Genomic DNA, 14253 nt, shown 5'->3' with positions numbered 1-14253 from the left:
CTGACTGTAGGAGCGAGCTTGCTCGCGAAGAACTTGAAGGCGCCGCGTTCATTCAGAATGCTCGCGTCATCGTTGACGTTCTTCGCGAGCAAGCTCGCTCCTACAGGTGATATGCCTTTATGCCTGCGCTAGTTCCGCATGCTCGTCCGCATTCAACAACGCCTTATCCGTCTGCCCCATGACCTGGCTGGTAATCGCGCCCGCCGTCATCGAACCATTCACGTTCAACGCCGTACGGCCCATGTCGATCAGCGGCTCTACGGAAATCAGCAGCGCCACCAGTGACACCGGCAAGCCCATCGCCGGCAGCACGATCAGCGCGGCGAACGTCGCACCGCCGCCCACGCCGGCAACGCCAGCCGAACTCAGGGTCACAATCGCCACTAGGGTCGCGATCCACAGCGGGTCCAGCGGGTTGATGCCCACAGTCGGCGCCACCATCACGGCCAACATCGCCGGGTAAAGCCCCGCGCAACCGTTCTGGCCAATAGTCGCGCCAAACGAGGCAGCGAAACCGGCGATGGACTGTGGGATGCCCAGGCGACGGGTCTGCGCTTCAATGCTCAGCGGGATCGCCGCTGCGCTGGAGCGGCTGGTGAAGGCAAAGGTCAGCACCGGCCACACTTTGCGGAAGAAACGCAACGGGTTGATCCCGGCCAGGGACAGCAGCAGGCCGTGCACCACGAACATCAGGCCCAGCGCCAGGTACGACACCACGACAAAACTGCCAAGCTTGATGATGTCCTGCAGGTTGGAACCGGCCACCACCTTGGTCATCAGCGCCAATACGCCGTAGGGCGTGAGCTTCATCACCAGCCGCACGAGGCGCATCACCCAGGCTTGCAGGGTGTCGATGGCGTTGAGGACTTTCTGGCCTTTTTCCACGTCATCCTTGAGCAGTTGCAGCGCGGCAACCCCCAGGAAGGCGGCGAAAATCACCACGCTGATGATCGAGGTCGGCTTGGCCCGGGCCAGGTCGGCAAACGGGTTGGCCGGCACGAACGACAGCAGCAGTTGCGGGATATTCAGGTCGGCGACCTTGCCTGCGTAATCACTCTGGATCACTTGCAGGCGCGCCATTTCCTGGGTGCCGGCCACCAGGCCCTCGGCGGTGAGGCCGAACAGGTTGGTCAGGCCGATACCGATCAGCGCCGCAATCGCCGTGGTGAACAGCAGCGTGCCGATGGTCAGGAAGCTGATCTTGCCCAACGACGAGGCGTTGTGCAGGCGCGCCACGGCGCTGAGGATCGAGGCGAACACCAGCGGAATCACGATCATTTGCAGCAGTTGCACATAGCCGTTGCCGACCAGGTCGAACCAGCCGATGGAGGCTTTGAGCACCGGGTTGCCGTCGCCATAGATCGTGTGCAGAACGGTGCCGAACACCACGCCAAGCACGAGGGCGAACAACACCTTCTTGGCGAGGCTCCAGTTAGTGCGACGGGTTTGTGCCAGGCCCAGCAACAGGGCCACGAACACCAGTAAGTTGAGAATCAGGGGCAGATTCATTGAAGCTCCGTTGAAAAGGCAGCCAATCGCGTGAGCCTGCGATTGCGAACCGGAAAGCCTAACAGCTTGAAATATATTGATTTAATACCGATATGGAATGGTGACTGTCGTTTTTGGAATAAGCGTTTGACGCTCAGGCACATGCCGTTGGCGCGATCACGACGCAAGCGGTCGCGCTCGGGCGGTAACTGTCACAGGGATTTGTTAGCGTCGGTGTCTTTCACTCAGGGAGAAAACGCATATGAAGCTCGCTTCGAGATTGTTTGCCGCCGCGCTGTGCCTTGGCCTTGCCGGCCAAACCATGGCCGCCACCGAGTTGAAACACTGGCCAGCCCCGGCCGCCAAGCAACTAAACGAAATGATCGCCGCCAACGCCAACAAGGGTAACTTCGCGGTGTTCGACATGGACAACACCAGTTACCGCTACGACCTCGAAGAATCCCTGCTGCCCTACATGGAAAACAAAGGCCTGATCACCCGCGACAGCCTTGATCCTTCGCTCAAGCTGATGCCGTTCAAAGACACCGCCGACCATAAGGAAAGTCTGTTCAGTTACTACTATCGCCTCTGCGAAGTGGACGACATGGTCTGCTACCCGTGGGTCGCCCAGGTGTTTTCGGGGTTCACCCTCAAGGAACTCAAAGTGCAGGTCGATGAGCTGATGGCTTCCGGCAAGCCCGTGCCCGTCAGCTATTTTGAAGGCGACGTGGTGAAGAAGTCCGAGGTGCAACCGCCCAAAGTCTTCACCGGCCAGGCCGAGCTGTACAACAAGCTGATGGAAAACGGCATCGAGGTGTATGTGATGACCGCCGCCTCGGAAGAACTGGTGCGCATGGTCGCCGCCGATCCGAAGTACGGCTACAACGTCAAACCCGAGAACGTCATCGGCGTGACCACCCTGCTCAAGGACCGCAAGACCGGCGAACTGACCACTGCGCGCAAACAGATCACCGCCGGCAAATATGACGAGAAGGCCAACCTCGGCCTGGAACTCACCCCTTACCTGTGGACCCCGGCGACTTGGATGGCGGGCAAGCACGCGGCAATCCTCACCTACATCGACGAGTGGAAAAAACCGGTGTTGGTAGGTGGTGACACGCCGACCAGCGATGGCTACATGCTGTTCCACGATGTGGACGTGGCCAAGGGCGGCATCCACCTGTGGATCAACCGCAAGGACAAGTACATGACCCAGCTGAACGGCATGATCGCCAAGCACGCGGCGGCGCAGGCCAAGGAAGGGTTGCCGGTGACGGCGGACAAGAACTGGGTGATCGTCAAGCCTGACGAAATCCAGTAGCCCGACGCAACCTTGTAGGAGCCCGGCTTGCCGGCGATGGCGTCAGTGAGATCAATGCAAGACTCAAGGCCGTCATCGCCGGCAAGCCGGCTCCTACAGAGGTCGACAAAATAGATATCAATTGCGAACCAATCTCATCCTCTGCTAGCGTGCGCACTTCCTGAACCCTCCGTTCTTCTCAAGGTAGTGCTGTGTCCTCCTGGAATTCGCAGATCGCGCGCCTGTTCGCGGAGCAGAAGAAAGCCCTCGAAGCCTTCGTCACCCGCCGCACCGGCAGTGCCCAGGTGGCCGCCGACCTGACTCAGGAATCGTTCCTGCGCCTGGCCCGCCTGGATTCCGGCGAGAAGATCGACAACCTCCCCGCGTTCCTCTTCACCATCGCCAGTAACCTGGTACGCGATCACCAGCGCCAGGCCATCCGCCGCGAGCGCCTGGACGCCGGCGAGCCCAGCGAAGAACTGCCGTGCACCAACCCAGGTGCCGATGAGCAATTGGCCGCCTATCAGCAGGAGCAACTGATGCAGGACGCTATCCTGGCGTTGCCCGAGGCGACTCGGCAGATCTTCCTGCTCTATCATGTCGACGAACTTTCCTACCGCGAGATTGGCGAACGCCTGTCGATCACCCCGCGCAGTGTGGAATACCAACTGCGTCGCGCCTTGATTGAATGCCGCGCCTACATCAAGACGCGGCTCGCCAGCGACACACAAGGACGTCGGTCATGACCGCCACACCCTCTGCCGACGAGCTGTTCGAAGAAGCCGCCGGCTGGTATTTCCGCCTGCAGGCCGAAGATGTCACGGCCTGCGAAATGGATGCGTTTGCCGCCTGGCTTGGGCAGGGCCAGCCACAGGATGACGCTTGGCAGGAAGTGCAGGCCATGCTCGGCGGTTTGCGTGAACCGGCGCGGGTGCTCCGCCGCGCCGAACAGGCTGCCTGGCGTCAACCTGCGCGCCGTTGGGCATATGCCGCTGCCATATTGCTGGCAGTGGGCCTGACCGTGCAAAACACCCCCTGGCTCGACCGCCTGCGCGCGGACTACGCCACCCGCACCGGCGAATCGCGCACTGTCGAACTGGCCGACGGCTCCCAGTTGCAACTCAACACTGACAGCGCGATTCAAGTGCGCATGAGCGGCGGTGAACGTCAGATTCGTCTGCTGCGTGGTGAGGGGTTTTTCAGCGTGACCAAGGACCCGGCGCGGCCTTTCGTGGTGCAGTCCGGCGATGGCTGGGTGAAGGTGGTCGGCACCCAATTCAGCGTGGCGCGCCGTGATGCGCAGACGCGGGTGCAGGTGGCGCAGGGCAAGGTGCAGGTCAGTGCGGGCAGTGGTGATCCGGTCTTCCTGGAGCCAGGCCGGGCGGTGGAGTATCAGGACCAGCACCTCGCAGAGGTACATGGCTTCGACCCAGCCAGCGGTTTCGCCTGGCGCCAACGGCAACTGGTGTTCCGCCAGCAGCCCCTGTCGGAAGTGGTCAGCGAGTTGAATCGCTACTGGCCCGGCAAAACCCTGGTGCTGGGCGATGCGCTGCGCAATCGCGTGGTGTCCGGCGTGTTCGAGATCGACAAACCCGACGCCGTGATCAAGGCGCTGGAATACACCCTCAACCTGCAGGCCGAGCACTACACCCCGTATTTGCTGGTGTTGCGTGAAGGCAAAGCGTCCTGACGACAACTTTTTCAAAATAGTTTCAGGGTTTCTCCGCAAGCCATCGTCCTTGATCACTGAGGCGTAAATAGTAAGCACTCTCAAGTAGTGCGGCGCCGATCACCGACTTTTTTGCACCGGGGAGCACCATCCATGGCACACCGATACGCCGCACGGCCTTTGCTGGCACTGGCCATTTCCATGGCCTGCGGCACTGCACCGCTGTACTTGCAGGCCGCTGAGACCACTCAGGCACAGACCTACCGTTTTGATATTCCGGGGCAAAGCCTGGACGGTGCGCTGGCAGCGTTTTCGGCGGTGACACGGGTGCAGGTGTTGGTGTCGGGGGAGTTGACTCAAGGTGTTGTGTCACCGGGCGTGAAGGGCAACTGGGGGCAACGTGAAGCCTTGGGCCAACTGCTGGGCGGCACGGGGTTGAGCGCAGCGTTTATCAACGCGGATACCGTCACTCTGGAAAAGCGCGTGGACACAGGCGGCGCCCTTGAAGTCGGTGCCACCACCATCAGCGCCGAACGCCTGGGCACCACCACCGAAGGTACGGGGTCCTACACCACGGGCGCTGTGACCCTGGGCAAGGGCGAGCAGAAACTCAAGGACATCCCGCAATCGGTCAGCGTTATGACCCGCAAGCAGATGGACGACCAGAACACCACCAAACTCTCCGAAGTGGTCAAGCGCACGCCCGGGCTGACGGCGACCAAATCTCCCGGCCCTGGCATGTTCATCTTCTCCCGTGGCTTTGAAATAGGCACCCTGCAATACGATGGCGTAGGTATCCCGCGTAACACCTACACGCTGGGCAGCTACCTCACGGAAAACATGGCGATCTATGATCGCGTTGAAACCCTGCGCGGCCCGGCCGCCTTGCTGCAAGGCGCGAACAGCCCGGGCGGCACCATGAATCTGGTGCGCAAACGCGGCCAGTTGGCGCCGACGGTAACCGTCACCGCCAAGGCCGGCTCCTGGGACCATTACGGCACTCAAGTGGACGCCGGTGGCCCGCTCAATCCTGAAGGCACGTTGCGCGGCCGGTTTGTGGCGGATTACGACACCACCAACTCCTTCGTCGACTACGCGGGCGGCTGGAACCAGACCGTCTATGGCGCCGTCGACTACGACTTCACGCCAGACACTACCGTGGGCGTGGGCATCAGCAACCAGAAAGGCCACTCACGCCCCAACTTCATGTCGTTGCCCCGCTACGCCAATGGCAGCGATATCGGCCTGCCACGTTCGACCTTTGTCGGCGCCAGCTGGAACCGTGCCGTCAACAACCAGACTCAGGTGTTCGCCGACCTGGAGCATCGTTTCAACGATGACTGGAAAGTGAAGGCTGCGCTGGTGGCAATGGACGAACACAACGACGCGACCTACCAGGCGACGTGGGATACCGTCCCCAACCCCGGAGACACGGGCAATGTGCGCTACATCGACTGGGTGACCGACTTCAATACCAAAAGTCGCGGCGCGGATGTGTATGTCAACGGCAAGTTCGACGGCCTGGGGTTCCAACAGGAAATGGTCCTTGGCGCCAACTATTCCAAACTCACCACCGACGACCAGTGGGCGCGGGCGGCAACGAATGGCGCGGATATTTTCAACATCGACCACAACCGTGTGCAGCGCGACAAATACCAGTTGTTTCAGGCCGGGAACGCCTCGAAGAGCTGGTATGACATTCGCCAGAAAGGCATCTACGGCACCTGGCGCGTCAAGGTGCTGGACCCGCTGACGCTGATCCTCGGCGCGCGCACCAGTTGGTACGAGTACTCCTACATCGGTCAGGCTGGTCGCCAGGGCGTATACGGCGCCGCCGAGGATAGCACCACGCAAACATCCGGCAAGGTCACCCCGTATGCTGGCCTGGTCTATGCCCTGAACGATCAATGGTCGGCCTACGCCAGCTACGCCGATGCGTTCGAGCCGCAAACCAACCTGACCACCTCCGGCTCGCTGCTCAAGCCTATCGAGGGCAAGAACTACGAGCTGGGCATCAAGGGTGAACTGGCCGATGGCCGCCTCAACACCTCGTTTGCGATCTTCCGCTATGACCAGGAAAACCGTGCGGTCCAGGACCTGCAAGGGCCGATGAACTGCAATGGTTGGTACTGCTCGGTGGCGTCGGGCAAGGTCCGCAGCCAGGGCTTTGAAGCCACATTGGGCGGTGAAGTGCTGCCGGGTCTGCAACTGGTCTCCAGCTATACCTACAACACCACCAAGTTCCTCAAGGACGACACCTACGAAGGCAAGGTCTTCAGCACCTGGACGCCCAAGCACCTGCTCAAGGTTTGGGGCGATTACCAATTGCCAGGGGACTGGCAGAAGGTCAGCGTCGGCGCTGGCGTGACGGCGCAAAGCAGCACCGTCGCCTACGATCGCACCTTCAGCGTGCCGGGCAATGCACTCTGGGATTCGCGGGTGGCCTACAAGATCAACCAGGAATTCACCGTCGCGGCGAACCTGAACAATATGTTCGACAAGAAGTACTACATCCCGGCTTACAACGCGAACTGGGGCAGCAACTACTATGGCGACCCGCGCAATGTGATGTTCACCATGACCTACACGCCGCAGTTCTGAGTGCAACCGGAATAAAAATGCCCCGCACGTGGCGGGGCATTTTCATAGGCTCAAACAACCCACCTATCGCGCGTCACTTCACCGATTTCAGATGCCAGTTCCATTGCGCAACCAACGCGTTCTCACGCAATTTGATGAACAGCCCATAGTCGCTCAGATAGGCTGCCTGATAAGTCCAACCTTTCATCTGAACGCAGTCGAGTACCTGAGCTTGCCCCTTCAGGTCCGGGGTCAGGGTGGCAGCCGGGATTTCCCGAGCGACCTTGCAGGTCACGGTTCTTGGTTCACTGGTCTCTGACGAAGGACTGCCATCGGGGTTGACGGATTTTGACCATGTCTGGGTGTAGCTCACCTCACTGGCGAGGGGCAAGTTACGCCAATCGCCTTGAAAGCTCAGGCCAACCAAGAGGCGGGTCTTCACCTTGTCACTGCCGGTTTTGCGGTCGAGACCTTGGCTGTCCAGATCAAACAGGCCTTGGAAGGTCAGCTCCTGGTTAAAGCCGAGTGCCGAGTCGCGCGTTTGTACCAGCGTCTGGCCGGATGCGTTGTCGACACTGATAAATGCCTGTTTGGTCTGGTCGCCCACTCGGGTGTTGTTGAAGAGCACGGCGTCATAGTCATACGCCAGCTCGCTCAGGGTTCGGGTTGGCGCAGGCAGGCCGAGCGCTCGGATGGCCGCCAACACGGCCGGGTTGGCATTGGTTGCGCTGGCAACGGGTGGCAATGGCTGGCGCGCCTTGAAAACGGGTAAATGGGTCAGCTCCACCGGCGCCTGGCACAGAGCCTTGAAGAGCTGGGCATGTTCGCCGGAAGCTTGATCCAAGGCTTGCGGCTTGAATTGTCGACGGATTTCGCCGTTGATCATCTGGCGCGTTTCATCAAGGTTGAACTGGCTCACCAACGTAATGGTGCGTTGTGTGCAATCGAGCGTCAGCCGCTCCTGCCGTTGAGTAAACAACGATGCATTCTTGGCGACCTGATAGTGCAGGTAATCCTGGGCGGCCCAGGCGGATATCTGACTGCCTTGGCGCTGCACGCTGTTACGGTCGATCAGCAGCCAGCCCTGATCGGCAGAGGTTTGCAGCATCCGCCAGTCGGGGACGGGGCGTGCCTTGCATACGCTCTGCAATTGAGCGCTTTGCTGCAGTTGTTGGGCCTGTACCGTCGGCAGGTCGAAGCCTGCTGCCGGTGAGGGAGTAAATGCCCGCAGGCCCGAGCGCGTGGGGTAGAACATTCTTCCAGGGCCTTGTGTGCAATAGGCGTCGAACTGCACAGAGATCGGGTTTTGCTGCAAATCGACGGAGTACGCGACCCTGTCGCCGTTGCGCAGGATGGTGTAGTCGAGCGCCGGCAGTGTCATGGCTTCGTTGAAGAGTGCCAGGCCTGGGTCCACCTGAGGCTTTTGCAGCGAGCTGCAACCGGCCAACGCCAATAGGGAAAGCGCCCATGCAGCCGGGTGTAGAGCGATAGAGCGGGCATCCATGCGGGTAAGTTCCTTGAGAATACAGTTGCGCCTGTTATCGGCCGGCGTATGAAAAACTACAGCGTCAGAACGCCAGGCAAAAAAATGCCCCGCACTTGGCGGGGCATTTTTATGAGCGCAGCTTACAGGCCGTCAAGCATCGCCTTGTTACGCACAGCACCCTTGTCGGCACTGGTGGCCAGCAGGGCATAAGCCTTCAACGCGGTGGTCACTTTGCGCGGACGCTTTTCCACCGGCTTCCAACCCTTCTTGTCCTGCTCAACCCGGCGTGCCGCCAGTTCTTCATCGCTGATCAACAGGTTGATCGAACGGTTCGGAATGTCGATCAGCACCTTGTCGCCGTCCTGCACCAGGCCAATCGCGCCGCCGGCAGCGGCTTCTGGCGAAGCGTGGCCGATGGACAAGCCCGACGTACCGCCAGAGAAACGGCCGTCGGTCAGCAGGGCGCAGGCTTTGCCCAGGCCCTTGGATTTCAGGTAGGACGTCGGGTACAGCATCTCCTGCATGCCCGGGCCGCCTTTCGGGCCTTCGTAGCGGATGATCACGATGTCGCCTTCCTTCACTTCGTCGGCGAGGATGCCGCGAACCGAACTGTCCTGGCTTTCGTAGATCTTGGCGCGGCCTTCGAAGACGTGGATGGATTCATCCACACCGGCGGTTTTCACCACGCAGCCGTCGAGGGCGATGTTGCCGTACAGCACGGCCAGGCCGCCTTCTTGCGAGTAGGCGTGCTCGACACTGCGGATGCAGCCGTTTTCACGGTCGTCGTCCAGGGTGTCCCAGCGGGTCGACTGGCTGAACGCGGTTTGCGTCGGGATGCCGGCCGGGCCTGCCTTGAAGAAGGTGTGCACGGCTTCGTCGTCCGTCTGGGTGATGTCCCACTTGGCGATGCCTTCGGCGATGGATTTGCTGTGCACGGTCGGCAGGTCGGTGTGCAGCAGGCCGCCACGGGCCAGCGAGCCGAGGATCGAGAAGATCCCGCCGGCGCGGTGCACGTCTTCCATGTGGTACTTCTGGATGTTCGGTGCGACTTTGCACAGTTGCGGCACGTGGCGGGACAGGCGGTCGATGTCGCGCAGGTCGAAATCGATCTCGGCTTCCTGGGCCGCGGCCAGCAAGTGCAGGATGGTGTTGGTGGAACCGCCCATGGCGATGTCCAGGGTCATGGCGTTTTCGAACGCCTTGAAGTTGGCGATGTTGCGCGGCAACACCGACTCATCGTTGTCGTGGTAGTAGCGCTTGCACAGCTCGACGATGGTACGGCCGGCCTGCAGGAACAGTTGTTCACGGTCGCTGTGGGTGGCGAGGGTGGAACCGTTGCCCGGCAAGGCCAGGCCCAGGGCTTCCACCAGGCAGTTCATCGAGTTGGCGGTGAACATGCCGGAGCACGAACCACAGGTCGGGCAGGCGCTGCGCTCGTATTCCGCGACCTTCTCGTCAGAAGCGCTGGAATCGGCGGCGATGACCATGGCGTCGACCAGGTCGAGGCCGTGGGAGGCGAGCTTGGTCTTGCCGGCTTCCATCGGGCCGCCGGAAACGAAGATCACCGGGATGTTCAGGCGCAGGGACGCCATCAGCATACCGGGGGTGATCTTGTCGCAGTTCGAGATGCAGACGATGGCGTCGGCGCAGTGGGCGTTGACCATGTATTCCACGGAGTCGGCGATGATCTCGCGGCTCGGCAGGGAATACAGCATGCCGTCATGGCCCATGGCGATGCCGTCATCCACGGCAATGGTGTTGAATTCCTTGGCGACACCGCCAGCGCGTTCGATCTCGCGGGCGACCAGTTGGCCCAGGTCCTTGAGGTGGACGTGGCCCGGTACGAATTGGGTGAACGAGTTGGCAATCGCGATGATCGGCTTCTTGAAGTCGTCATCTTTCATCCCCGTGGCACGCCACAGTGCGCGCGCGCCGGCCATGTTGCGGCCGTGGGTGGATGTTTTCGAGCGGTAATCTGGCATGGAGCACTCCGGGCGGCTAATCGGTATCAAAGGGGAGTGAGCTTCTATTGACGTCTGGAACACCCGAAAAATGGCCGTGTGTCCGGAAGTTGCCACTCGCGTCGCGGGATCGCCGCTTGCTTGGGCCTCGAGCTCATAAACCCGCCGGGGGATGACTGGCGATGAATAGGGCCGATTCTACACCGCTGGCGGCTGGAGGGAATGGCCGAAACCGTGAAGATAACCGCTACGGGACGTGCGGGTGGCGCCGCGCCCATGTGTTCAAGACCAAGGCGATGATGCTCAGGATCAGAAAGCACAGACCCAGCGCCGTGCTCAGGTGGTGGGCAAAGGTGCTGATGAAGGCACTGATAAGACCACCGGCAATGAATAACTCCGCAGCAACGGCTGAAGCCGCCGTACCAGCGTTGTCTGGAAACAAGCTCATGGCCTTGGAGTTGGCAATAGGTCGGGTGATGGTGGTGCCTGCGGTGCAGAGCAGCATGGGCATCAGCACGGTCAGTGTTGATAGGCCGAACTGATAGGCCAGGAACAGCATGACCACGCCCGAGATTGCGATCAGCACCAGCCCGATGGCCATCTGGGTCGCAGCCGGGAGCCGTTTGTGCAGGAAGCCTGCACTGACGCCACCCAATACGTAAGCGGCGCCGTAGAGAAGCAGGGTCAAGGAGTATTCATGGGGCGACAGCTGCAGCTGGTCCATGAAAATCAGCGGTGACACCACGATGAACGAGAAGTGGCAGGAGAAGGTAATCGCGGAGATCGTGGCATAGCTGGCGAAGTGGCGGTTGGCGAAGACCTTGGCGTAGGCCTTGAACAAGCTCTGGTGGCTCGGTGCCGCTTGAGGCACACCGCCGTGGAGCAGTCGATGAGCCATGATCAAGGTGACTGCACAAAGCGCTATAAACACATAGAAGCTGGCTTGCCAGCCTCCGTGCAGTTGCAGCCAGGCGCCCATCAGCGGGGAAATCGAAATGAAGATGCCCCCGGCCGTGACCATTGCGATCCGCAGCCGCTCCTGTTCTCTGCCGAAGAAAAGGTCTTGCACCAGCGCTTGGGACAGTATGAAACCACCACAGCCTATGGCTTGAATGACGCGAAAGAACAGGAATTGAGGCGTGTTTTTGGCCGTCAGACACCCGGCCGCGCCCATGATTGCAACGGCCATGCTGGCCAGCAGCAGCTTCTTGCGGCCGATTCTGTCGGACAGTGGGCCGATCAACAGCATGGAGCAGGAAAAGCCAATGGCGAACAGACTGACTGAGCGGGCGATCTGGGTGGTTGAGGTGGAGAAGTGTTCCGCCAGGGCGGGAAAGGAAGGCAGCACGACGTCAAGCGGGAAGACGCTCAACAGCGTCATGGTCATCAGCCAGAAAACAATGAAGGGTTTTTCAGCGTGTGTGATTTCCGTTGACATGGGCGAGCCTCGATTCCGTGAGGCGGTCGAGGATCAAGTTTATGTAAGGGAAAGTCAAAGACTGGAGAGGTACGAAGCTTCTTAAAAGCCTGTAGGAGCCCTAAAGCGCCTACAGGCCAACGGCATCAGCTGTTTGGCAGCAACCGGCAAGTAATGCTTTTGATGTAACGGGTCTCGGCAATCGCCGGGTGCACCGGATGATCCGGACCCTGACCGCCACGCTCCAGCATCTGGATATTGCGATCCAAATGACGTGCGCTGGTCAGCAGGATGTTCTGCAGGTCATCTTCCGGCAAGTGCATGGAGCACGACGCGCTGACCAGGATGCCGTCCTTGCTGAGCAGACGCATGGCCTGTTCGTTCAGGCGGCGATAGGCGCCTTCGCCGTTTTTCATGTCTTTCTTGCGCTTGATGAAGGCCGGTGGGTCGGCGACGATCACGTCGAAGCGCTCTTCGCTGGCTTTCAGTTCTTTCAAGGCTTCAAACACGTCGCCTTCGATGCAGGTCATTTTCTCGGCAAAACCGTTCAGTGCGGCATTGCGCTCCACGCCGTCGAGGGCGAAGGCGGAGGCGTCGACGCAGAACACTTCGCTGGCGCCGAAGGCCGCAGCTTGCACGCCCCAGCCGCCGATGTAGCTGTACAGGTCGAGCACGCGCTTGCCTTTGGCATACGGGGCCAGGCGTGCGCGGTTCATGCGGTGGTCGTAGAACCAGCCGGTTTTCTGGCCCTGGATCACCGGGGCTTCGAATTTCACGCCGTTTTCTTCCAGCGCAACCCACTCCGGCACCAGGCCGAACACGGTTTCGACGTAGCGGTTGAGGCCTTCGGCGTCGCGCGCGGCGGAGTCGTTCTTGAACAGGATGCCGCTTGGCTTGAGCACTTGGGTCAGTGCAGCAATCACGTCTTCTTTATGCGCTTCCATGGTCGCCGAGGCGATCTGCACCACCAGGATGTCGCCGAAACGGTCGACCACCAGGCCTGGCAACAGGTCGGAATCACCGTAGACCAGGCGGTAGAACGGCTTGTCGAACAGGCGATCACGCAGGGACAGGGCGACGTTCAGGCGGTGTACCAGCAGCGACTTGTCCAGCGGCAACTTGATGTCGCGCGAAAGCAGGCGGGCGCAAATCAGGTTGTTCGGGCTCATGGCCACGATGCCCAGGGTCTTGCCGCCGGCCGCTTCCAGGATAGCCTGGTCGCCTGCCTGGAAGCCGTGGAGTGGGGTGGCAGCCACGTCGATTTCGTTGCTGTAGACCCACAGGTGGCCGTTGCGCAAACGACGATCGGCGTTGGCTTTGAGACGCAGGCTTGGCAGGGACATGACGTCGCTCCGGAAAAAAGAGCGGGAGTATACCTTGTTGTGTAGGAAATGGCCGGGTAGCCGGATGTGCGGGAAGGTGTCGGCACGCGGCGGATAAGGGTTAGAATCCCCGCCTAGCCCAGAGTGTGTACTTATGTCCCAAGAGCTTTCCTCCGAACAGATCCAGCAGGCCCTGCAAGGCATCAGCGTGCCGCCCCAACCGCAAATCATGGTGGATTTGCAGATGGAGCAGTACATGCCCGATCCGGACCTGGAAGTGATCGCACGGTTGATCGCCCAAGACCCGGGTCTTTCCGGCGCATTGCTGAAGATCGTCAACTCGTCGTATTTCGGCCTGAGCAACAAGATCGCCTCGATCCAGCGCGCGGTGAACCTGCTGGGCAGCCGTTCGATCATCAACCTGATCAACGCGCTGTCGATCAAGGGCGAAATGAGCGACGACACCATCGTCACCCTCAACCGCTTCTGGGACACCGCCCAGGATGTGGCGATGACCTGCCTCACCCTGGCCAAGCGTACCGGCGCCCAGGCGGTGGACGAAGCCTATGCCTTGGGCCTGTTCCACGATTGCGGCGTGCCGCTGATGCTCAAGCGTTTCCCCAACTACATGTCGGTGCTGGAGCAGGCTTATGCCAATGCCGGCCCCGACTGCCGCGTGGTCGACACCGAGAACAACGCGTTCAACACCAACCACGCCGTGGTCGGTTACTACACCGCCAAATCCTGGCGTCTGCCGGAGCACGTGACCGACGCCATCGCCAACCACCACAACGCCCTGGCGGTGTTCAGCGATGAGTCGTCGCGCAATTCGCAGCTGAAAAACCTGCTGGCGATCCTGAAGATGGCCGAGCACATCTGCTCGTCCTATCGCGTGCTGGGCAACCAGGCGGTGGACCATGAGTGGAATGCCATCGGCCATCTGGTGCTGGACTACGTGGGCCTGTCGGACTACGACTTCGAAAGCATGAAGTTGTCGATCCGCGAGCTGGGCGCCCACTGACCCTTTCTT

The 14253-nt window shown here is 60.6% G+C and carries 10 protein-coding genes and 1 pseudogene; 5 read left to right on the top strand and 6 right to left on the bottom strand.

Annotated features, from left to right (window positions below; all coding sequences use genetic code 11):
• Together CI807_RS31670 and CI807_RS04690 are read right to left on the bottom strand one after the other, a co-directional pair.
• Positions 1–113: pseudogene (locus CI807_RS31670) on the bottom strand (outer membrane lipoprotein carrier protein LolA); the annotation flags it as partial.
• Between the two features lie 4 nt (positions 114–117).
• Positions 118–1509: an L-cystine transporter gene (locus tag CI807_RS04690; protein WP_028618333.1), complete on the bottom strand. Its 1392-nt coding sequence runs from the start codon at positions 1507–1509 to the stop codon at positions 118–120.
• A 241-nt stretch (positions 1510–1750) separates the two neighbouring features.
• Between CI807_RS04690 and CI807_RS04685 the strand changes: the two genes are divergently transcribed.
• The 4 genes from CI807_RS04685 (at position 1751) to CI807_RS04670 (ending at position 7058) form a co-directional block, all read left to right on the top strand.
• Complete coding sequence (locus CI807_RS04685) at positions 1751–2809, top strand: hypothetical protein (protein WP_028618332.1); 1059 nt, start codon at positions 1751–1753, stop codon at positions 2807–2809.
• A 191-nt stretch (positions 2810–3000) separates the two neighbouring features.
• Positions 3001–3534: an RNA polymerase sigma factor gene (locus CI807_RS04680; RefSeq protein ID WP_016976006.1), complete on the top strand. Its 534-nt coding sequence runs from the start codon at positions 3001–3003 to the stop codon at positions 3532–3534.
• Entirely contained in the window at positions 3531–4478 is a 948-nt protein-coding gene (locus CI807_RS04675) for a FecR family protein (protein ID WP_095013893.1), read from the top strand. The genes CI807_RS04680 and CI807_RS04675 overlap by 4 nt, the downstream gene beginning before the upstream one ends.
• 132 nt (positions 4479–4610) lie before the next feature.
• Positions 4611–7058 carry a TonB-dependent siderophore receptor gene (locus CI807_RS04670; RefSeq protein ID WP_095013892.1) on the top strand — a complete coding sequence of 816 codons (2448 nt, stop codon included), beginning with the start codon at positions 4611–4613 and terminating at the stop codon, positions 7056–7058.
• A gap of 73 nt (positions 7059–7131) precedes the next feature.
• Here CI807_RS04670 and CI807_RS04665 read toward each other — a convergent pair whose 3' ends face one another.
• The 4 genes from CI807_RS04665 to CI807_RS04650 all read right to left on the bottom strand — a co-directional run bounded on the left by CI807_RS04665 (position 7132) and on the right by CI807_RS04650 (position 13244).
• The gene (locus CI807_RS04665) at positions 7132–8541 is read right to left on the bottom strand and encodes a surface-adhesin E family protein (RefSeq protein WP_095013891.1); all 1410 of its coding nucleotides are present in this window, start codon (positions 8539–8541) and stop codon (positions 7132–7134) included.
• A gap of 122 nt (positions 8542–8663) precedes the next feature.
• Positions 8664–10505: a dihydroxy-acid dehydratase gene (ilvD, locus tag CI807_RS04660; RefSeq protein WP_016976011.1), complete on the bottom strand. Its 1842-nt coding sequence runs from the start codon at positions 10503–10505 to the stop codon at positions 8664–8666.
• A gap of 226 nt (positions 10506–10731) precedes the next feature.
• Positions 10732–11922 carry an MFS transporter gene (locus CI807_RS04655; protein WP_095013890.1) on the bottom strand — a complete coding sequence of 397 codons (1191 nt, stop codon included), beginning with the start codon at positions 11920–11922 and terminating at the stop codon, positions 10732–10734.
• 125 nt (positions 11923–12047) lie between these two features.
• Complete coding sequence (locus tag CI807_RS04650) at positions 12048–13244, bottom strand: class I SAM-dependent rRNA methyltransferase (protein ID WP_003195152.1); 1197 nt, start codon at positions 13242–13244, stop codon at positions 12048–12050.
• A 187-nt stretch (positions 13245–13431) separates the two neighbouring features.
• On the opposite strand from CI807_RS04650, the gene CI807_RS04645 reads away from it, so the two are divergent.
• A complete protein-coding gene (locus CI807_RS04645) occupies positions 13432–14244 on the top strand; it encodes an HDOD domain-containing protein (protein WP_177002757.1) in 813 nt (270 codons plus the stop codon).
• Positions 14245–14253: the final 9 nt, after the last annotated feature.

This window comes from Pseudomonas sp. NS1(2017) (genome assembly GCF_002269425.1).
GTDB lineage: Bacteria > Pseudomonadota > Gammaproteobacteria > Pseudomonadales > Pseudomonadaceae > Aquipseudomonas > Aquipseudomonas reactans.
Note: the sequence above shows the minus strand (reverse complement) of the source record. Positions and strands in the feature narration are given on the sequence as shown.